Source organism: Paenibacillus sp. FSL P4-0176 (genome assembly GCF_037975265.1).
Classification (GTDB): domain Bacteria; phylum Bacillota; class Bacilli; order Paenibacillales; family Paenibacillaceae; genus Paenibacillus; species Paenibacillus amylolyticus.
Window position 1 is genome coordinate 1,140,969 of record NZ_CP150242.1, and the last position, 22,620, is coordinate 1,163,588.

A 22,620-nucleotide genomic window follows, 5' to 3' on the forward strand; every position below is an offset into this window, starting at 1 on the left:
TCAATTCAACAGGATTCTACTCATCGAATAGAGGAGGATCAGTACATGGATTACGAATTATTTCTACGATCTAATTTAGATCTTAATTCTTTAGGGAAGCTGTTAGAAAGATATACCATTGAATTTGTTAACGGATCAGTTTCATTTAATAGTAACGATGAAGAAATAGTAATTGGATCTAATTTTTTCTCTTTGACTCTTGAAATTGAAGATATTTCTGACATAGCTTTTGTTAGAAATCATTACAACTTAGATGTTAATGTGTGCATTAGGGTTCAGTTATTTGATAATACATTTTATGAAGGACTTGAGCATTTATTTAAAATCATAGGAAACCTTATAGGAAATACTAGTGGTAATCTTTTATTCCTAGAAGATGGTTCTACTCAACTACTTAGAATGGAGAATGGTCTGTTGGCGGTTAATAATCGGTTGGATGAATATCAAACTAAATACCTAACTCCAAGCCTTCTTCTTTTACTTGACCGTCCTTATATTGAAAAGGAGTTATCAAGTTAAAAAAAGCAGCAGGTAATGAAATAATGATACTACTCAAAGGCACTTCTACCAGGCAAACGTAGAGGTGCTTCTTACTATTAAAAACTTAGGAGAACAAATTGCTATGATATCAATGAAACGATTTGTAATGATTGGATGCTGCATTGGCCTAGCATTATTGCTTGTTCTAACCTATAGCTTTTATAAAGAAAAAAGAATGTATGAACAGTATCTAACGATGAATGTACGACAAGATATGGTTGATACGAAAAGTGCGATTATAGATAATGATATTTTATTCGACCAAATACTTAAGAATGAGAAAATAACAAACGAGATGGTGGAGGATGGAGAACAAGCCAGCCAGCTCTATTACAACTTTACAAATATGACGCAGATTATAGATAAGTATAACTTGATGAATCTAAATTTCAGTGAAGAAGCTAACTGGCTGGTAAAACCCGCATCTTTTTTCACAAACAATCTAGGTCAAGATGATGTAATGCCACCTACACTTTACCGCATGCGAAAGACGTTCGAGAGACTGGACTTAACCAGTTATCCTGTAACAGCTGAACTTAAAGCCAGGATCGAGGAGTATCGGCAGTTAAATCATCGATGGCTCAACATTGTTGGGGATTTTGAATCCAAGGAAACTAACGAGAAGGATTGGCCCCAAATCTTGAATGATTTGGAGCTAGAGACCCGAAATTATTTTCAAGAGATTAATGTGGATTTTGTTGGTGATGACGTTTGGAGAGACGCATTAAATCCAAGGTACGAATGAAGAAATATCTGCAGAGCTGACCGGATCGAACGGGTGGAAGTCAGTTAATCGTTTCATCAGCTTTATACGCCGGCAAAACAGTCATTTTGCCTAAATACAAAGTGCACTAACACGCAAAATATCTGGCTAATGAATGTTTCCCGCCTACTGCTTCTTTAACGAGAAAATGAATCCTACGTTTGATTCCAATCAAACTCTTCACTTGTTAAAATTTAGGTATAACGACTACAGTCAAGTTGGCGGTGAAGATTTAATGCAGCGTATTCAGGTACATCCCGATGTGTTGGACGAGAAAGCCCGGTTGGTCCAGCAGAAGAAACAGGAACTGGAGCGAATGGTCTGGGAACTGGAGAAATCGATCTATATGTTGCAATCCGATTGGTCGGGTGTGACAGGAGAGCGTTTCTTCTGGGATTTTATGCAGGTGAAAGAAGTATTCCCGACTACACTCGGGCTGTTGGACGAAATCCAGAAAGAGTTTACGTTTATCGCGAGGAACTTCAAAACAACGGACGGCTCAGGCGAGGTTGCGCTGTACATTCCAGAGGAACTAAAGCGAAATTTCGCTGTAGGGCTGCTTGATAAATCAGTAGGAGAAACAATAACGGGAATGGGCCAGACGGCAGAAGCTTTCTTCGAGAACCCGTTCAGTACATTAAGCAGTGTGGCATATGCCATGACAGTGGGCAAAGTTGTTGACGTTGGGCGTGGTATTCAATTTGCATGGGATACCGCCTGGGGTACGGGAACCGCGAGATCTGACATCGAGCGGTTTATGGATGAGCAGAAGAAGCAGCTCGATGAGGATAAGTCGGGTTATTATAAAGGTGCCATGGTAGGTCAGGCTTTCTCTTATTTTCTCTTTGGCAGAGCCTTGCACTCGAAGGATCACCGTGAATCGGGTGGAGCAGTGGAAGGTAAGAAGGAGAAGAGTGAGGGAAATAGTCTGAATCATGATGGAAGGCTAAGAACGGAAGGCACTAAAACCACATACACAAATTTATTCGGGAATGAAATATCTTGGACAAATCAAGGTCCTAAGGATATAGATGCAATTATCGAAAAAAATTTAAGAAGCTCAAAACCTGGTGATATTTTAGAGGGGCGAGTGGCAGAGACAATAAGAGAGACTGGTAGATTAGAAGGTACAGGTATAGAGTTGAAATTGCAAAATAAATTAAAAGCAGGCGATATCGATATTCTGACAGAATCGCATATTATTGAAGTCAAGAAGTCTTTAAGTGCCTTAGATGAAAAGCAACTGGATAAGTTGATCAATCCATCAAATAAAAATTATTTTAACTATGACAATCGAGAAGTTATTTATTACATTGAAGATGTAACTGTGAAAAATAAAACTCAGTCTGATTTAGTTGAAAAATTAAAAGATCAGAATATAAAATTAATTAGCTCATTAGAGGAATTGAAGGAGGTTATCAGTAAATGAGTTCAGTAATCATTCTAAAAAAAATCACAAATTATTCTCCGGAGCAGACTCTTGAGAACTTTAAGCATGCAGCACAGAGAGCGAATATGTATTGTTTTCATTTAACAGTTGATCTTGATCCAGATAACAACTTTCAATCTGCAGAAGGCACACTATCTGAAGTAAATGAGGAGACCCTTTCAAATACTGATGATGAAGAAACGATTAGATACTTCACTTTTAACGTTAATAAAGTTGTTGAAGATTCATATGATAGTTTTACATGGCTCACCCAATCAACAGATTACTTTTGGGCAGTGGATATTGTAAATATTAATCATGAATATGAATTTATTTATAGGTTTGTAGTAGAATATTTTCAACATAATAGGGAAGATTACTTATGGTTTGATGATGCTGAGTGGTATTACACAGCTGACGATATTTTGAAATTAAGTCAAAGGCCATATGATCCGAACTGGTGCAGTGAAAAGATTGTCTAGTTGTATACATTTGAAAATAACGAGGTTTTACTAGGGATTAGACATAGTCGAGGAGTATTGAAATAATGGGAATGTCATCTTTTGTATTATTTAAACGTGGAGAAAGCACGTCAGCAAGTGATTTATTGAGTACTATTAATAATATATGTATAAAAGAGAAACTTTTCTTTGATAATGATGAAGAAACTTTCAATAGCGACGGTGCCTTAAAATATACTCGACTATATATAAGCGACATGCCATTCAAGGAGAATTACTCAAGGACGCTTAGCTTTAGTGTATATGATGAACCTTATGAATTTCAAACCGTTACTTATGATTGGGATGATACGCAAAATGAATATTTTAAAGCAGTAGTTTCTGATGACTTTGATGATAATGAGGATCTGTTATTTAAACTCCTTTTTGCTTTTCTGAGCGAGTTTCCCGATGCAAGAGTATGGATTGAAGAAGATTGGTTTTACAATTTGGATGATATGAAAAAGATAAAGGCATCCTACATGCTATATAGATCCAAAAACATTTAACTGAAGCACAATAATTAAGATTCAGGCACTTCTACCAGACCATAAGTAGAGGTGCTTTTTCTATGAAATCAAACAATTAATGAAATCTTCCACAGATTGGTCGATAATATAGAAGAAGTAACTTTCAGCTAACATATACATAGAGAACTATCCACAACCTTCCTAACTCTCGCGAGGTACATTCATGAAACAAGGCATATATGAACAGCTTATCAACACAATCACCAGGCATGAGATTTCGGCGCTGGACCCGGATGTGTATAACATTGGGACTGAGAAGCTGGATGCAGAGGAAGCACGTAAACTGCTGTTCACGTATTTGGCGGCGGTGACCCGGTGAGCGCTCAAGATTGTATGGGAACAGACAGAAGATAAGACAGCAGTGTTGGCGCAGATCCGAACGTGTAATGAGATTATTGCTACCCTGAAAGGCACACTGGGGGAAGAAGAGTACAACGAATTGCAACTGGATGAGTAGGGGGAAGTGTTGACCCATGTGTATTCCAAGCTGAACAGCATTCGTGCGGTCCGGGATAGCAAGATCGTTCGTCCAGATACGCCAATCTCCCAAAGCTCTTTGTTCACAGGTGCGAAATCCGAGCCGAGTATGTTACTGGAGTTGCAAAAGGAGATCGTCACCGCCGACCGGATCGACTGGTTGGTGTCATTTATAAAGTTCAGCGGGCTTCGCCTACTTCTGGAACAGCTTCAACTATTCACAGCGAGCGGTGGCAAGCTGCGGATCATCACAACTACATACATGGAAGCAACAGACCTGAAGGCCATTACTGAACTCAGCAAATTACCTAACACAGAGATCCAGATTTCGTATGATACCAAAGTGACTCGGCTACACGCCAAAACGTACATTTTTCACCGCGATACTGGATTCACTACAGCCTATGTCGGCTCTTCCAACCTATCCAACCCGGCGCTGACCAGTTGAGAACTCATCTGTTTGATTAATTGTATTGGCTCTTGTATCTGAATTCAAAAATGAATATGAGTTCCCTGACCAAACAACTAGGTCATTAGTAATTAGATCGCCAGCATAGTACTTTACAGTATCATGATGTGAAGCTTTAAGTTTTTTAAGAGGATCTGTTTTTTCTGCACTTCTATAGTAAGTATATTCAATTGAAGCTTGTGGAGAGATGACATTTTGTTCTTTAATCATTTCTCTCATTCGCAAAGCATCAATTTCTTGAAGAGCTTGACTATAGGTTTGTAGATCTACATCTGGTGCGTTTGTAAATGAGAAGCTACCTGAATCATTAGGAGAAATAATTTTAAAAACAGGATTGTTACTTACTTTTTCATAAATTTTTGAATTTGTTGGAGAATCAGCAAATGAAGTTGAAGTGAAAACAACACTTAAGGCTAAAGTTAGAAAAGGTATCATGATTTTTTTGTTTTGTTTCTCAAAGTAAAGGCCTCCCTAAAGTTTGTAATGAAAAACGGCCGAATTTCATTTTGGTTCACTTGATAATATTAACTTTTAAATACAATATATGTAATTCGTGGAATGAATTGATTTTGGGACGGGGATAATTACCTAATAAATGTATTATTTTGTCGAACAAAAAGTTTGAGGGATTTTGAATTTTCTTCACGTAGTAATATATAAGAATTTACTTGAGTTGTGAGTTCCGTCTTGTGCAACGGTCAGTTAATAATAATGATACGAGGACGTGATATAGCACGGAGAACTACCTTGAAAATATGGAGCGAGTTTTTAAAATCAAAATTGGAGTATGGGGAGGGATACAATGGGAACGTCCCAACAGGATGATACTGTAAGTAAACTCATAAAAAAAGATACAAATGTTCTCGAATCCCTCATTGTAGAACTCAGCCCCCCAGTATATGGTATTATTTTCAGGATTTTAGGGGAGCAGGCTAACAAAGAGGATATTGAAGAGTGTGTAAGTGATGTATTTGTCGATGTATGGAATAAAATTGAAAGTTTTGATTCCTCAAAAGGATCTTTAAAAACATGGATTTTTATACTGGCAAAATATAAGGCTTTAGATTATAAAAGAAAATTAAAACAAAATTACAATGTTCAAGAACTTAAAGATTATATACCGAGCCAAACCAATACATTGGATGAAGTGTTACGAAAATCCCAGATCGAAAGTGTGCTTGAGATTTTAAATTCTGTAAGTTCGGTAGATAAGAATATATTTTTAATGAAGTATTTTTATTATGAATCTTTGGACTCCATAGCTGGCAAATTAAATCTGACGACAAAGGCCGTAGAAAATCGCTTGCGTAGGGTAAGGGAACTGATGAAAAAAAGGTTGAAAATAGAGTTTCAAGAATGGAGAGAGCATTCATGAAATCTGATGAACAAAAAATCTATGAGCAATTACTTGACGAATTAAGTATTGATGATGCATTAGGTGAGTTTAGCGACGTTCCTGTAAGTGAAGATATGTTTATTAATGATGACACACTAAATCGAATTCGAGAAAAGACGTTCAGGAAACTGAATCTAAATCAAGAGCATAGTTATGATTCTGCTCGTAATGAAACGAAGAGGCTCAATAAAAAGTGGAATATTAATAAGTGGAAAATAGGAGTCGCGGTGGCGGTTCTAACGTTGTTTGTTTCTGTAGTATATTCACCACAATTAAGAGCTCAGATCATACAACTGATTCACTTTATTCCTGGCATAGGAACTGTTAGCGTGGAAAATGAACAAGGAGATTATTATGTATTACCGGATGTTGTGAATTTTGTCGGTGAAGGTGGTGAAATTCAACTTAGAGGTATGCTTGTAACTCCTGAAAAATCACAAATTGTTGTATTTGGAACTATACCAAAGACATTCTCTTTTACTATAGAAAACGAGTATGGTGAGAAGTATAATTTTGAAAATATTGCAATGAGTTCAACTCAAGAAAGTTGGAAAGGGACTTTTCAGAATGAAGGAGCCGTTGTAGTTACGAATAAAATGAAGTTAATATTCGGTCAGAATGCAATATTATTTAATCTAAATAAATCCGAGGGAGTAACATCTTTTGAAGAGCTAGGAGACACAATGAAGTCTAGCGAAATAAAATTAACAGCTATAAGAGAACAGGAGGATTCCGGGATTAGAATAACGCTCCTTCCAAATCACGCCTCTAATATTCATATTGAGTCATATGGGTTGAAAAAAAATCAGTTAATTCAATCTCCTTATTTTACAAATGAGAAAGGAGAAAAAATGAACATAAATATAGAAGAGGACCTTTTATCAGGTGGAAACCAGTTCTCTTATAATAAGATTGTGAAAGAATCGGATGTGTATCTTAATGTACCAGAATTATTGGTTAGGAAAAAATTAAGTGAACCCGTTGATCTGACACTTCAAATACCAATGGAGAATTCAGAATTGGTTGGAAACAAGATTGAGATAGATGACGCAATGGTTGAGATAAAAGAGATAGAACGTTTGGATGAGAAAACAATCAAACTTAATATCAGTGTAGATGGAACATCTTCTGATAGCGATAAGCTGGTATACTTTTTTCCATCAAACTACAAATCAGTTAACTACACATTGGATAAAAACAAAGGAACTATGGAGAGTATGATACTTGAAGTAGCAGACAACAAGAATGAGATAACTTTGGAAATTGATGAAGTTTACTCAATTTTAAAAGGTCCTTGGGTTATGGAACTGAAATAAGTATACTGTTATTAGTTTCGAAGGTGCTTCAGAGTATCCTTTTATCGTAAAAGCACTTCTACTGGAGTAACAAGTAGGGGTGCTTTTTGCTGCTCCATCCAAAGAACTAATGAAATTATTCTCATGCTGGACGATAATATAGTAGAGGCCATATTTACCTATGGCAAGTATTTAACTAACCCACCTACATATCCACAACCATCCTAACTCTCGCGAGTACATTCATGAAACAAGGCATATATGAACAGCTTATCAACACCATCACCAGACAGGAGATTTCGGCGCTGGACCCGGATGTGTATAACTCAGCGGGCTTCGCCTGCTGCTGGAACAGCTTCAACAGTTCACGGCTAGTGGCGAGAAGCTGCGGATTATCACGACCACCTATATGGAGGCGACCGATCTCAAAGCCATTACCGAACTCAGCAAATTACCTAACACGGAAATCCAGATTTCCTATGATACCAAAGTGACTCGGCTGCACGCCAAAACGTACATTTTCCACCGTGATACTGGATTCACCACAGCCTATGTCGGCTCCTCTAACCTCTCCAACCCAGCGCTGACCAGTGGTATGGAGTGGAACCTCAAGGTGACGGAGAAGGATTCAATCGATGTGCTGCGCAAGATTGAAGCGACCTTCGAGAGTTACTGGAATGACCGTGAATTTACGCGGTATATGGCTGAGGATGAAGGCCATGAGGCACAGTTGAAGGCGGCTCTGAATCGTAAAAAAGATCAGTCCAACCACTTTCACCTCGACATCCAGCCTTACGATTACCAAAAAGAAGTGCTGGAACAGCTGGACGCCGAGCGTACGCTGTATGGACGAAAACGCAACCTGATCGTCGCCGCCACAGGCGTTGGCAAAACAGTCATTTCTGCCTTCGACTACAAACGGTTCCGTGCAAGCCATGCGGGAGCTACGCTTCTTTTTGTCGCCCATCGGGAAGAAATCTTGAAGCAAAGCCGGGACACGTTCCGGTAAATCCTGAAGGATATGAACTTTGGCGAGCTGCATGTCGGGAATTACCGAGCAGAGGCGCTAGATCACCTGTTTGTTAGTATTCAGAGTCTTAACGCTATGAAGCTGACGGAGATCACCAGCCCAGACAATTACGATTACATTATCGTGGATGAATTCCACCATGCCGCTGCTCCTTCGTACCAGAAGCTGTTATCCCATTATGAACCTAAGATTTTGTTAGGACTCACAGCAACCCCGGAGCGGATGGATGGCAAAGACATTACCGCCTACTTCGATCATACGATTGCCGCCGAGATCCGTCTAACCGATGCCATTGACCGGAAGCTGCTGAGTCCTTTTCAATATTTTGGCGTCACCGATACCGTCGATCTGTCCCAGGTGAAGTGGTCGCGTAAAGGCTACGACCTGAACGAACTGGAAAAGCTCTATACTCATAACAAAATCCGTGCCAATCAGATCATCCAAAGTCTGAACAAATACGTAACCGATCTGGACCATGTGAAGGGACTTGGGTTCTGCGTTGGGGTGGATCATGCGCTGTATATGGCAAAAATATTTAACGAAGCCGGCATTCCATCCATGGCCCTACATGGCGGGTCGAGCGAACAGGAGCGTCATTCTGTGAAAGGACAGCTGGTAAACGGGGAACTACGCATGATCTTTGTCGTTGATCTGTACAATGAGGGCGTGGATATTCCTGAGGTGAACACCATCCTGTTCCTGCGTCCTACCGAGAGTCTGACCGTATTCCTGCAACAGTTGGGACGTGGACTACGGATGGCGGAGGGCAAAGAGTGCCTGACCGTGCTCGACTTCATCGGACAAGCGCATCAGGAGTACAGGTTCCAGGATAAATTCCGGGCCCTGATCGGCGCTACTAAACATTCTATCTCGTATTACGTCGAGAATGGATTTTCGAACTTACCACGCGGCACGTTCATTCAATTGGAAAAACAAGCGAAGGAATACGTCATGCGCAACCTCAAGCAGATGAGTCGTAATCGCAGAGCGTTGATCCAGAAGCTGCAAACGTTCCAGCAAGACACCGGACTACCGCTGACCTTGGCTCATTTTGTTGAACATCACGGGATGACACTAGTTGAATTGTATGGTGGACGTACGGGCAAAAGGTATTTCCGTGGCATGTTGGCCGAAGCCGGATTAACAGCACCTATCGAGGGTGAACACGAGGAGTACATCCGCAGACTGCCCTCTGTGCTGACGATCAACTCACGAAGCTGGCTGACGTTCCTGATCGACTTTGTTGAAAAAGGCAAAGAACCAACCACCGCCGATGAACGGTGCATGTTGATCATGTTCTATTACACCTTCCATCGGGCTGCGCCTGAGAAATTAGGATTGAGCAGCATCGAAGAGGGTGTGCAGCGTGTGCTGTCTTGTGAGGCATTCCGGGCAGAGCTTGTGGATATTTTCAAATATAATCTGGCTCATCTGCGATTTGTGGATAAAAGCAATTCGTTCCCGTACACTTGTCCACTGGATATCCACTGTATGTACTCCATCGACCAAGTGCTTGCCGCCTTTGGCTACTGGAACGCTGAGCAATCACCCGTCTTCCGTGAAGGGGTGAAGTATTTTGCAGACGAACAGACGGATATCTTCTTCATTACATTGAACAAATCGGACAAAGATTTCTCTCCATCTACGCTGTATGAGGATTATGCGATCAACGAGCGTCTATTCCACTGGCAGACACAGAGCAGGGTGTCGGAGCATACGGCTACCGCGCAGCGGTATATCCATCACCGGGAGACGGGCAACCGGATTGCGCTGTTTGTGCGGGAGTATAAGGAGGAGCATGGCTATACGTCTCCATTTGTTTTCTTGGGGGAAGCGGATTATGTGAGTCATGAGGGGAACAAACCGATGAGCTTCGTGTGGCGGTTATGGGAAGAGATGCCTGCGAAGATGGTGGCGGTGGCGAATAAGTGTATTGTTTGAATTAGCACTATAAAGAAATCGTACATGTTACGCAGTTTTTTGTTCTAATCATATTTGAACATGCGTGGGTCGATTGGAAATAATACCTATAAATCTTAATTTTGTACCTTAAGAACCATAAGTGTGGTATATTTATCCTATAAAAAGTCATTTATTGTAGATTAGTGCTTCGCATTATTGAATGTATCGAATTAGTTCCTCTTTAACTTTATGTATGCGGGACCAAAGCATGGTCTATTACACAGTAAAAGCGTATGATGACAGACATGGTTCCTATAGGAGAACTATGTCTTTTTTTTTGGAGATTTATAAAAATGTGTTTTGGAGGATGGGGAATGTCTACAAATACTCATTTCATTGATATTCTTAAGCGCTGTAAACAGTCTTCGAAGGAAGCTGTAGAAAATCTTGAAAGATTTAGTGAATTTAAAAAATATATGCACGTTCAAAGACCAGTAGAAAAGGAACTTGAAAACTGTATTATAAATGCAAATCAAACCAATGAACCACAGTTAATATTGGTGTGTGGCGGGGTAGGTGATGGCAAATCACATATCTTATCGTACTTAAAAGATAAGTATGACTTTTTAGCTGACCCAGCAAAATTTTATTTACATAATGATGCAACGGAGAGTTTCTCCCCTCGGAAAACTTCAATTGAAACGTTAGCTAAGGTACTGAAGCCATTTTCAGATCAAGAGATTGGTAAGAGTGGGAGTAAAACTATTGTTTTAGCCATTAATCTTGGCGCTTTAAATAACTTTATTGATGCAGAAGAAGGAAAAGAGTTCACTCGGCTCAGAGAATTTGTACATGCAAAGAGGATTATGGAATCTGTGATTATAGAAGAAGTGTCCCAGGATGATCACATTTTCAAATATGTTAATTTTAGTGATTATCATATGTATGAGTTAACAGAAAATGGCCCCCGTTCTAGTTTCATTAGAGGGATTTTACAAAGAATTACTCAAGATACTGAACATAATCCGTTTTATAAGGCTTATCTCAGAGAGAAGGCAGAATATCCTGAATTGACTTTAAAGAATCCTATTATTCAGAATTATGAATTATTACAGTATGAGGATATTCAAGGCAAGATTATTGATTTATTGATTCAAGCGATGGTTAAAGAAAAGCTCATTATTTCGACTCGTGCTCTTCTCGATTTTATTTATAATGTCATTGTTCCCGCTTCGATGGATAACATAGAGCATGAGAAGTTGATGCAGGTAATCAAAAATCAAGATTTTCAATCTTATACGTCATGTCTACTTCCTTTTCAGCTATTTGACCGTGAGGATGCATCTGCTATACATCAAGCCATAAATCATATTAATCCAACACAATACCGAACTGAGTTACTTGACGAGCATTTAATAGATTTTAAATCTAAAAAAGACGGTGCGTATTTGTTTACTCAATTTATCGACGTTAATAGAACATCGTATTTTGAAAAATCTCTTGTTCCACACTCTCCGTGGAAAGAGGAAGACAAAAAAAATAATTCTTTTCGAAATGAGTTAGTTAAGTTGTTTGTATACTTATATTATTTAATACCTAGAGAACAACACGATTCATTTAAAGATCGGGTCTATGATCAATATATGCAGTACTTATTTTATTGGAATAAAAGATCTTGGAGTAAGCTATCCAAGCTTTACAGAGAAGACGTTCGTGATGCCATTTATAAATGGAATGGTGAGGGGCAAGGCGGACTTATTTATGTTCAGATTGGACAACCACAGACACAATATTACGCTTTACAAAAACTCGAAATTGAACCAGCGCTGGAGCGAGTTGAACCAAGAGCTGAAGAGATATTAGTGAAGTTTTTACCAATGTTAACGATCGCTTTTAGACCCAAAGGGGGAAGTCCTGTCGAAATCGATATTGACTACTCATTATATTCATTATTGATTCGGATTAAGAACGGTTATCGACCTAATAAGAAGGACAAGTTTCAATACATCAAGTTTGTTGAATTTATAGACCAGTTGAGTAGTAACGGAAATGACAAAAACGAGCTTATTTTTGAAAGCAAAAAGTTTGGTAAGTCCCAGCGTTATAGACTGACTTACGATGATTTATTCAATCAATATTCATATGTGGAGATGTGAAAATATGGAGTATAAGTTGGATTTAGACACCATTAAAGACAAGTTCAATTTTGATTCTTCAATTAGGCATAATCCTAAGATACCAGTTGAAATTCTACCTTATAAAGCAACATTTAAAGATGAACAGTTTAATTTTAAGGAAGTAGTAGGAGAATTTTTGCGTTTGGTAGGACAAAAAAAAATATCATCAGAGGTTAACCCCGAACAACTAGTTGAAACCGTACTAAAGTCAATTGAGTTCAGAGATATAAATCAAAAAAATGAATTCAAACAAATGATTAAAACTTTATTTATTGACGAAAATAATCAACTTTTTTTATTTCACCCTCAAACTCTTTATTATATTAATACTGTAGAGAAAGAGAATAGGAGGTTGGGTGAATTTCTTTATTCGGTTTTGTGGAATGGAAGAGCTACATGGGAGATTAGTAAAGAAGAACATCAAACAGATGATTTAATGGGGTCGTTAATATTCAAAGCTTTACCAGAATTAAAAAGTGAAGAGATACAATCGCAAAAATTTGCCGTATTACTACCAGAAATCTCTGAACTATTTGCTATAGATTTTGCATGGCTTTCCACAAAAAAAGATTTATTTACTCAACAATTTGAAAAGCTTTTAGCTTACTATTATTTTTTTTATATTACTCAAATGTCACGTAAAATTGAAACTTTGTTTGCCAAACATGAGAAAAGCATATCGCCCATCTATTTTACATTTGAAGAAGAAGAAAGACTATCAAAAACCAGAGTTAGCTATGAATATGGATGGAAAAACATTGAGAGAACAATAAATCAAATGTTTACTCATGTGAATTTTTTAAAAATGCTAAATCTAACAGTTGAACAAAGTGGAGGAATATATTTTTACCAAGACATCTCTGAAATTATTCGTACAAGTTCGAATGAGGAAATCTATGAATTAGAGCGTTCTGTGGAAAAACTGATTTTACAGTATCAGGAAGCATTAACTGATGTTAAGTGGAATCAAATGAACTTAAACTCTGAACAATACGACTCTTCCATACTTAATAAACTATTATTATTGTTCAATATGATTGACTATCAATTTAATAATTCATCCCGAAGTAGTAGGTATAAGGATTTTAAAGCATGGTTTACACATTTTTGTCAGAGAACATTCCTCAAATCCAGGGGGAGATCTGGAAAGATGTTAATTCTGGATACAGATTATTTATTATTCCTTACTAAGGTTATCATCAAAGATGATCCTAAAATAAGGTTAAAGAAATTATTTGAGCAATTCGAAATAAGAGGGATTATTTATGACAGAGATACTCAAGTTGCCATCATTGAGTATTTTGAAAAGTTGAATTTGTTAGAGAAAAAAAGCGATAGTGGGGATGCTATTTATGTCAAAGCATTTTTATAGTTATCTTGCTCACCTTGTAGACCGTTTTTTGGGCGAGGTTAACATTCAAGCAGGAGAGAAGTATCATATTCAATTTGAACGTGAAGAACAAGTTGTAAATCTAGTAAATCAGATTAAGGACATAAATCGAGTTAATCCATTTTCAATGTCAACTGAGGATGGAGTTTATCAATCACACACTGTAGATTATGATCAAACCAAGGTGTTAATCGCATCTAATATTGAGGAGATTACTCCTGATTTTCTTACAACATTAAGGAATAAAGTTGGTACAAAGGAAGAAGCATTTGAGAACTTGGCTATGCTTTTAATTCATAATTCAAACTTAGATAGTTTGGTTCAAGGAATGACTTCGTTTGCAAAAGAAGGTATGCCTTATCATATTGACTCAATTGAAAGAGATTTACAAGAAATGATGAAGCAATCAAATTTATCTTCAGAAGAGAAGCAAATTCTCAACTTCTCAATTGAGTCCATGAAAGCTCAACAGGGACTTCATGAGAGAGTAAACTTATTCGACTATGAAAATATACTTACAGTGCTGAACAATGAAAAATTGGATAAGCGTGAATATAAAAACTTTGGGCTTTTTTATGATGCTGAGCTTTTTCATACTCCTAGAACACCTAAAGAGATTAAAGAAAGATTAAAGGGAAATAATTACTTGTTTAGTGCTGTTGAAATGGCTCATCAATATGGGAATATTGAGACTAATCTTGAACGACATTTTGATGATTCGGGAGTAAAGGCTCTTTCAAAGGTAGATGAGTGGCAGGAAATTGATTTTGGTACTGTGAGAAGATCAAATGAAAAAAAACTTAAGGATAAAGTTTTAGAGTACGTTGAAGTCAGTAAAAAAGTTACTATAGAAGGTCTTGAGTATTGGGAAAGACCAGATGGCGAAACTAAAAGTAAGCAACGTAAGAGAAATATTATTGTGTTTAATCCCGCACAAATAGAAGAAGTTACATTAGAATTTCAATTCAATGACTCGATAAAAAATGCATACATTGATGTCAAAAAAATAAATCATTCTATTAAAGCAGAACAATCAGGAAAAAAAATACGAGTGAGTCTTAAACACGAATCAGGACTGACTACTTTTTATGGAGTTAAATATCAAACAGAAGTTTCTCCCGCTTTCGATTTCAGGATTGCTGTGGTAGAAACTCATGAAAAACTTCTTGAAACAATTCAAACTTCATATGCAATTAACTTATCAAAGTCAAAATCTAAAATTCCTTGCCTCTTAATTAATTCAGATGCGGAACATTGGTTTTTCAATAAAGGTGCTTCAGAAATCACCAAAGTTAATTTAGCAGAATCCCATAGAACATTTCAAATTACTAAGGAACAGGAATTAGTTATTTCTCGCAATGATGAAAATAATAGTGATGAGGAAATGATTTACTTTAACATACAGCTTCCTTACACGAGTATTCCATTTGCTGTGCAAGATTTGGTTGAACGTCCAGTTCCTATTGGTGGCTTTAGCGTTTGGAAGCTAAAGCGTGAAAAGCAAGAGCACTTCACCTATCGCATAGAGAATGAAAAGATGAAGATTGTGCAAGGAACGAGAGAGACCTTTGCTCAAGGAGAATTCAAGCGTAATTTAGAGAGGGAACGAAAACTCTTAGAAACGAATCATTTGTTCTTTTACGAAGATAACTTAGGAGAGATTGTTCCTCAAGCTATCTCAGTTTCTGAACAGTTAAAAGAGGCATACTGTGATTTGTTACGATACTTTGTAAGTAACGATTTACTCCCAAGTTTAGCATATTTCGATGAAGATTATACTGTACTGGCCCGAAAATATATAGACATATATTTACAAGAACTGGAACAATTACAAAATGGACAGTCATTAAATCAGACCCAAAGAGATCTTGTTTTAATTGGAACGATTCAAAAGAATCATATAAATCCAGAATGGCTATTTACACCTTTGCATCCTCTTCATTTGGCGTACCAATTACAATTAAATCAATTGGTTAGTGATGAGTTAATAAATGATGAGCTGTTGCATTCCATGAGACCTACAAATCTATTGCCATACGTTAGTTTTAACTCCAAACTCTACAAGGTAATTGAAATGAATGATTCTTATGAGTGGGCTTCTTACATGGATCAGAGTCTGCCAAGATTTGAGTTAACCAAAACATTTGTAAGTAAATTGGTTCAAGAAAAAGTCGAAGAATTTACTGGCCATTTCGGATATCTTTTTGAATTAGATCGTCGAGCTCCGCTTAAAATTAATACGATTAATATGGGGGACTGTCAAGAGATTCTTCAAGGTCTGTTTGAATATTACAAAAAGCAACTTAAAGATAACTTGGAAAAAGCGAATCTACTCCCCATCGAAGTTCACATATATGCTGAAAAAGGAATCAACAATGTATTTGATGAGATGTCACAATATTCAGATGCAGAAGCGATTGCTAAACAGTTCAATCTTAGATTGGAAATGGAAGGATATCATCCGGAAGAATTATTAAATGTTTTCCGAGATAAGGTGAAGTTTTACTCTAAAAGTGTGGATACGGACCGTTACGAGTACAGTCATGTTACTTTTTATCAGATGAATAAAATCGAGCAAATTGCTACAAGCAATGCCTCTGAGCTTATTACGGGAGTTTCATTAAACGGTCTAGTTTCTGGTATTCCTTCTGTTTTCATCAACGAAGACTACAAAACGGGATTTGGATTAAGATATTATCCGATACAAGAAGCCCCACTTTTGAAAATGGTACCAAAATTAAACTCTTTACTGAGAGTTGCCCGAACTCTCGATAATTACCAAGAGGATATTAATATTGTTACAGCCATCTCCGCAGATCACAAACAACAGTTAGATCAGGTGTACGACTCTGCTCATTGGGTTACCTTTATAGAGCCTAAAGTGGATCTAAGTTTTTTCAAGAATAGTGACACTCAAAAAGATTTGCTGGTTATTCACTATAGTGACCAATTCACAACATCCAGTGGTTTTGATGCAATTACAGTTACCAGACGTTCGAAACAATACCAGCGTCTAATCAAAGAATTTTTGGGCCAGCAGAAAATCCATGTTGAGGAGCAGATGTTACCTCCAATCATTAATTTCTTTAATGCTATTAATGGAAATTGGTTACTTCGTCTGTTGGCACAGAATAATTATTTTCCGAAAGAAAAGATTAGTATTCTTTCTGCGGTAAAACTATCTCTTGCTATGTTTGCGCATCGCGAAATTATATGGATCCCAATCTCAATGGAAGAAATCCTTAGAATCTCAGGTGGAACGAGCCTTAGACAATCGGAAGGTTTGTTTTCAGCAAGAAAACTAGGAAGATTCGGTTCTTATAGTGATGACTTGTTATTAATCGGGATTGAACCGCATGCAGAAAAAGTATTTGTTCATTTTTATCCGATTGAGGTCAAAATAGGTCATAACGGTGCCAAAGTGCAAGAGAAAGCTATAGACCAAGTCAAAGAAACGAAACAATTATTAATGGAGTTCTTAACAGATGACGAAAAGAGTTTTCAATCGGTACTTTATCGGAATTTTTTCATGCAATTGGCGATTGCAAGTGCGGAAAAAATGAAACTCTATTCGGTTTGGCCTGAACAAAAGTGGAATGAGATTACGGAAGACAATGTTCGCGAGCGCCTTCTTAATGATAAATATACAATTGTAAATACGTTAGATCAGCACATCGGTCAAGGTGCCGTAATTTCCTTTAAAAAGGATATTCCATTTATAGATATTAGGATTAACGATGATGTTATGATCTTTGATTATCCGGAGCAGAGTGGATACGAATTTATACTCAAGAGTGTCGAAGAGATGAAGGAACATATACAGAGCAGTAAGGGGGATTTGTCTCCTGAGCAATTGCTAAGTAATTTATATGATTCTTCTAAACAGCCTGTAATGACTCAGGTTACCGACCAGGTGTTACTTGTTGCTGAAACTCGTGAGCATTATGAAACAGGACTCGGTGAAGTAGCAGCTACTACGAACTTAGCTGATGACCAAACAGTTGAATTAGAACCTGCTGGAGATCATTATAGTTCTGTGAATCATCAAGAACCGATGAAGGCACTTGAAGTTTTGTTTGGACATAATGCAAGTTCGAATGAAGAGGTTAAATGGTTTCCCACTTCAACGGATAAAGTCATGCACACCAATACAGGAATCATTGGAACGATGGGAACGGGGAAAACACAATTCACAAAATCATTGATTACGCAGTTGAGTCGTAATAGTTATGATAATGTGAATCAAACGCCAATAGGCATATTGATCTTCGATTATAAAGGTGATTATATCAAGCCTGATTTCACTGAAAAAACAAATGCTAAGGTATATAATCTATTCCATTTGCCGTTTAATCCCTTATCTTTGTATATGGCAGAACCGATTAAACCATTGTTGCCTCTTCATACAAGTAACTCTCTTACAGACACAATTGTAAGGTCTTACAATCTTGGGCAAGTTCAAGCAATTACTTTGAAGGATTTAATGATGGAGGCATACGCTAATAAAGGCATTCTAAAAGGGGATTCTACGACTTGGAATTTACCTGCTCCAACGATGAGTGATGTATATGAACTATACGCTGGAAAAGAGAATACTAAAATTGATTCTCTCTATGCGGCACTTAAAGAGTTATATGAAACCGAAGTGTTTGAAACAGACTCGTCCAACACAATCTCATTGTTCGATATGATTGATGGGATAACCGTAATTAACTTGTCCGGATACAGTGAGAGTATTCAGAATCTTGTGGTATCCATTACCCTTGATGTTTTCTACAATCAAATGCAAATGTTAGGGCACAGTGTAATTGATGGAGCCTATCGTGAAATTACACGAATGATCTTGGTTGATGAGGCGGATAACTTCCTTAGCAAAGACTTTACATCGATTAAAAAGATTTTGAAAGAAGGACGAGAATACGGTGTCGGTACGATTTTATCTACACAGTTTCTAAGCCATTTCTCTACATCGGATAATGACTATGCCAATTATATTCTAACTTGGATTGTGCATAATGTGTCCGAAATGTCTGCTAAGGAAATTCGAATGGTGTTTAGCACCCAGAGTAAGTTAGAAGAGGATAATATAATGAGCCGGATTAAATCGCTACAAAAACATTACAGTATTGTGAAGGCTGGTTCAGGGCAACCGATTTGGATGCGGGATAAGGCATTCTGGGAACTGCAATAATAAAACAAACATATTCAGTATCGATTATTAAATGTTTCTTGAAATTTAGGAGGTATTAACAGATGAATAGTAATGAAATTAATGCTGCTCCCACGAAATCTTTTTTTATTGATATGCTAATAAAGGACATACCTTTAATTGATGCTATAGCCGACTTGGTAGATAATAGTGTAGATGCTGCTATCAACATTCGTAAAGATCATGATAACTTTGAAGGATTAGAAGTGAATTTAAACTTTAACAAAGATTACTTTGAAATCAATGATAACTGTGGAGGGTTCGATACCGAAACTGCAAAAAACTATGCATTCCGATTCGGAAGGCCGGAGCATGCTCCTAGTATAGAAAAATCTATCGGAAGATTTGGAGTGGGTATGAAAAGAGCATTGTTTAAGATGGGTAATAATATAACAATTGATTCTAAGACAAAAAACACCTATTTTGAAATGAATATCGATGTACAAAAATGGAAGGAAGATTCAGAAAAGTGGGTTTGGGAATTTACGAAAGTGAATTCAGAAGAGCAAGAAGATACATTTGGAACTAAAATAAAGGTGGAATGTCTTTATCCTGAAGTTTCTAATGTACTTTCTAAATCGACTTTCACTGATGCTTTGATAAAAGAGATACGTTTGTCACATGAGAAAGTTATTGAAAAAGGTCTGAAGATTACCATTAACGAAATTGAAATAAATCATGAACCGTCCCAGCTATATGTGTCTGAGAACATTAAACCTGCATATTTCAAAACAGAAGTTGAAGGAGTGAATGTAGAGGTAATAGCAGGTATTTCAAAAACAGGGAATCCTCGAGAAGCAGGTTGGTATATTTATTGTAATGGTCGTCTTATTGTATTTGCAGATAGAACACAATTAACAGGATGGGGGGACGGGCACCCTATGTTTCATCCAACATTTGCAATGTTTAGAGGTTATGTTTTTTTTGATTCGGATGATTCTAATAATTTGCCATGGAATACCACTAAAAATGGCATTGATCAAGATTCAAATGTATACCAAGCTATAAGACCACATCTTCTTAATATGATGAAGCCTGTTACTAACTTTCTAAAAAAATTAAAATCAGAACCATTTGGAAATGATGAGCAATTTGAAAATGAAGAATATGAGACTGAAATGGGACTGAATGATTTTGTTAGCGAAGCTTCATTAAAAGATGTTTCAAAGATTGAAAAAATCGAATTAAGTAAGAAATTTATAGCTCCTGAGGTGAAATTAGTTCGTAAACAGTCTACGCAAAAAATACAGTATAATATGCCTGTGAGTCAGATTGATAAAGTTAAAGAAGTTCTCGAAGTGACGTCCTTAAAAGAAGTAGGAGAGAAAACATTCGAGTATTTCTATAGAATGGAGTGTAGATAGTGATAGACTCTCAAGAAAGATCAAGTTATGAAAAAATAAATTATAAAATAAGACCAGCAAAATCTATTGAGAGAAAAATGCTGTGTGAATCGTTTCATAAACTCACTTATTTTACACCTATATATAACTATAGATATATAGGATTTGGATCTCCATTTTTCGCAGATTTCACATTGTTTCATAAACAATTAGGAATAGATAAGATGATTAGTATAGAAAAAGATGTTGAAAATGAACCTAGATTTACATTCAATAAACCTTACAAGTGTATTGAAATGATGTTTGGAGATTCTCAAGAGCAACTGCCAGAGATCGATTGGAATGAGAGTAAAAATATTGTTTGGCTTGATTACGATGGACATATTACAAAAAACAACCTTGAAGATATTCAAACAGTGGTCTTTAACACAACATCAGGATCGATGTTTTTAATCTCTATAAATGTAAATTTAAGAAAAGGACAAGAAGTACCATTATTAAGTAAAATGCTAGAAGATAAGATGCCAGAAGGTTTAAAAAATTCTGATTTAGAGTTTTGGAAAGCAGCTGAAGTATGTAAGGGAATAATTCGTAACAAGATTGATGAAGTACTTGAGTCTAGGAATAGAACTGAGTCTGATAACTTTTATTTTGAACAATTATATTATTTAGGATATGCTGATGGGGCTAGAATGCTTACTTATGGAGGTATCATATTTCAAGAAAGTGATAGACATTTATATGATTCCTGCAATTTTGATGATCTTCTTTTAATAAATAAAAGCAATCTTATTAATATTATTGATGTTCCAAGCCTTACCTACAAAGAGATTAGGCATTTGGATACACAATTGCCCCATGAAGTGGTATCGGAAGTTTCAGCACCTGGTGTCAAAAGAGATGATATTGAGAAATATTCTAGATTATATAAGTTGTTCCCTTCATTTTCAGAAACAGAGATATAATCTAACGTGATTATATATAAAACTACAACCACGTTAGATTGTTGAAAATAATACTAATAGTTAATTAATTGCCCGAAATAAATCCAATTCTTTTTCACTCAAATCACTAGCTAAAGTAATTCTTATTGTCTGACGAACCTCTTCCAATGTTTTCCCAGCGGCACTTAGAACGTGGCTTGGTTTACTCGAACTGCAAGCAGAACCGGAAGAAAGTGCGATGAAGCTAGATAGTTTTTTTAGCAACAACTCATTGTTTACTCCGATAAATTGAAGGCTAATTAATCCTGGAATTTTGTCGTGATCGTCGCTATTAAAAGCAATCTTGTTACCTAGATTAGTCTTAAGTATATCAACAAGATAGTTTTCTAATTGAGTTAGACGCTTGACGTTTTCCTCTAGCTTCTGTGATGCTAGCTCAGCAGCTTTTCCCAATCCAACAATATTGTGTACAGCCAGAGTTCCACTCCGATAGTTGTTTTCTTGTCCTCCTCCGTGAAGTAGGGGCGTTAAGCGAGTGAAAATCTCTTTAGATTGTTTCCGAATGATGGCGGCTCCGATTCCTTTGGGGCCGCCTATTTTGTGTGCTGACATAGAGAGGAATCGAATTCCACTATGCTTCCGCAAATTAACTGGTATTTTACCTATAACCTGAGTTGCATCAGTGTGGAAGAATAAATTATTAGCTGTAAACAATTTAGAAAGTTCACCAATCGGATTCAATGACCCAATCTCATTATTTCCCCACATAAATGAAGTAAGAAGAGGCTGGAGTTGAGTAACTGTTTCTTTGACATTTTGAAGATCCACTCTTGCAAAAGTATCGACATCAAGTAACCTCGTTTTGTACCCGCGTTCACCCAAAAATTCTACTGTTTCCAGTACAGACGGATGCTCAGCAGAAGAAGTTAGCAAATAATTAGAAGAGCTGCCTTTATGACTGTAATAATCAGCTACACCTTTAATAATCATATTGTTACTTTCAGTAGCACCACTTGTAAAGACAACCTCGTCTGGGTCACATCCTAAGAGTTGTGCAACTTGTTCTCGAGCGGTAGCCACAGCTTTCTTAGCATTCTCTGCAAGGGAATAAAATTTGCTGGAAGGATTACCGTATTCCTCTTGGAGATAAGGGAGCATTGCTTCCAAAACGTCAGGGTGAATCTTTGTTGTAGCGCTATTATCCAGATATAACATTGAGATCACTA

Annotated in this window: 14 protein-coding genes and 2 pseudogenes; 14 read left to right on the top strand and 2 right to left on the bottom strand. The window is 37.0% G+C overall.

All coding sequences use genetic code 11. The features are described 5' to 3' along the window. Positions 1–45: 45 nt before the first annotated feature. From MKY95_RS05120 to MKY95_RS05145, 6 genes and pseudogenes are all read left to right on the top strand, one after another. Complete coding sequence (locus tag MKY95_RS05120; protein ID WP_127547385.1) at positions 46–519, top strand: hypothetical protein; 474 nt, start codon at positions 46–48, stop codon at positions 517–519. Positions 520–622: 103 nt separating this feature from the next. Continuing rightward, the gene (locus MKY95_RS05125) at positions 623–1,285 is read left to right on the top strand and encodes a hypothetical protein (RefSeq protein WP_339197329.1); all 663 of its coding nucleotides are present in this window, start codon (positions 623–625) and stop codon (positions 1,283–1,285) included. Positions 1,286–1,487: 202 nt separating this feature from the next. Next, positions 1,488–2,732 carry a WXG100 family type VII secretion target gene (locus tag MKY95_RS05130; protein WP_339197332.1) on the top strand — a complete coding sequence of 415 codons (1,245 nt, stop codon included), beginning with the start codon at positions 1,488–1,490 and terminating at the stop codon, positions 2,730–2,732. Then, positions 2,729–3,214 (top strand): hypothetical protein, encoded by a 486-nt coding sequence (locus MKY95_RS05135; protein ID WP_339197335.1) that lies wholly within the window; start codon positions 2,729–2,731, stop codon positions 3,212–3,214. Before MKY95_RS05130 ends, MKY95_RS05135 begins: the two co-directional genes overlap by 4 nt. 65 nt (positions 3,215–3,279) lie before the next feature. Continuing rightward, entirely contained in the window at positions 3,280–3,741 is a 462-nt protein-coding gene (locus MKY95_RS05140; RefSeq protein ID WP_339197338.1) for a hypothetical protein, read from the top strand. A gap of 184 nt (positions 3,742–3,925) precedes the next feature. Continuing rightward, positions 3,926–4,684, top strand: a pseudogene (locus MKY95_RS05145) (restriction endonuclease PLD domain-containing protein); the annotation flags it as partial. On the opposite strand, the gene MKY95_RS05150 reads toward MKY95_RS05145, so the two are convergent. Then, entirely contained in the window at positions 4,661–5,143 is a 483-nt protein-coding gene (locus tag MKY95_RS05150) for a hypothetical protein (RefSeq protein ID WP_339197341.1), read from the bottom strand. The pseudogene MKY95_RS05145 and the gene MKY95_RS05150 sit on opposite strands and share 24 nt — an antisense overlap. A 367-nt stretch (positions 5,144–5,510) precedes the next feature. Between MKY95_RS05150 and MKY95_RS05155 the strand changes: the two genes are divergently transcribed. From MKY95_RS05155 to MKY95_RS05190, 8 genes and pseudogenes are all read left to right on the top strand, one after another. Further along, on the top strand, positions 5,511–6,083 hold the full coding sequence (locus MKY95_RS05155) for a sigma-70 family RNA polymerase sigma factor (protein WP_339197345.1): 573 nt from the start codon (positions 5,511–5,513) through the stop codon (positions 6,081–6,083). After that, positions 6,080–7,420, top strand: coding sequence for a hypothetical protein (locus tag MKY95_RS05160; protein WP_339197348.1), 1,341 nt, complete (start codon positions 6,080–6,082; stop codon positions 7,418–7,420). The genes MKY95_RS05155 and MKY95_RS05160 overlap by 4 nt, the downstream gene beginning before the upstream one ends. 224 nt (positions 7,421–7,644) lie before the next feature. After that, a pseudogene (locus MKY95_RS05165) lies at positions 7,645–10,370 on the top strand (DUF3427 domain-containing protein). A 335-nt stretch (positions 10,371–10,705) separates the two neighbouring features. After that, positions 10,706–12,487 (top strand): DNA phosphorothioation-dependent restriction protein DptF, encoded by a 1,782-nt coding sequence (dptF, locus tag MKY95_RS05170; protein ID WP_339197350.1) that lies wholly within the window; start codon positions 10,706–10,708, stop codon positions 12,485–12,487. A gap of 4 nt (positions 12,488–12,491) precedes the next feature. Then, on the top strand, positions 12,492–13,880 hold the full coding sequence (gene dptG, locus MKY95_RS05175) for a DNA phosphorothioation-dependent restriction protein DptG (RefSeq protein ID WP_339197354.1): 1,389 nt from the start codon (positions 12,492–12,494) through the stop codon (positions 13,878–13,880). After that, positions 13,861–19,089: a DNA phosphorothioation-dependent restriction protein DptH gene (gene dptH / locus MKY95_RS05180; protein ID WP_339197357.1), complete on the top strand. Its 5,229-nt coding sequence runs from the start codon at positions 13,861–13,863 to the stop codon at positions 19,087–19,089. The genes dptG and dptH overlap by 20 nt, the downstream gene beginning before the upstream one ends. A gap of 62 nt (positions 19,090–19,151) precedes the next feature. Beyond that, positions 19,152–20,471, top strand: coding sequence for an ATP-binding protein (locus MKY95_RS05185; RefSeq protein WP_339197360.1), 1,320 nt, complete (start codon positions 19,152–19,154; stop codon positions 20,469–20,471). Then, positions 20,471–21,415 carry an O-methyltransferase gene (locus MKY95_RS05190; RefSeq protein ID WP_339197363.1) on the top strand — a complete coding sequence of 315 codons (945 nt, stop codon included), beginning with the start codon at positions 20,471–20,473 and terminating at the stop codon, positions 21,413–21,415. The genes MKY95_RS05185 and MKY95_RS05190 overlap by 1 nt, the downstream gene beginning before the upstream one ends. 60 nt (positions 21,416–21,475) lie before the next feature. On the opposite strand, the gene MKY95_RS05195 is transcribed toward MKY95_RS05190, so the two are convergent. Then, entirely contained in the window at positions 21,476–22,609 is a 1,134-nt protein-coding gene (locus MKY95_RS05195; protein ID WP_339197365.1) for a cysteine desulfurase family protein, read from the bottom strand. Positions 22,610–22,620 lie beyond the last annotated feature (11 nt).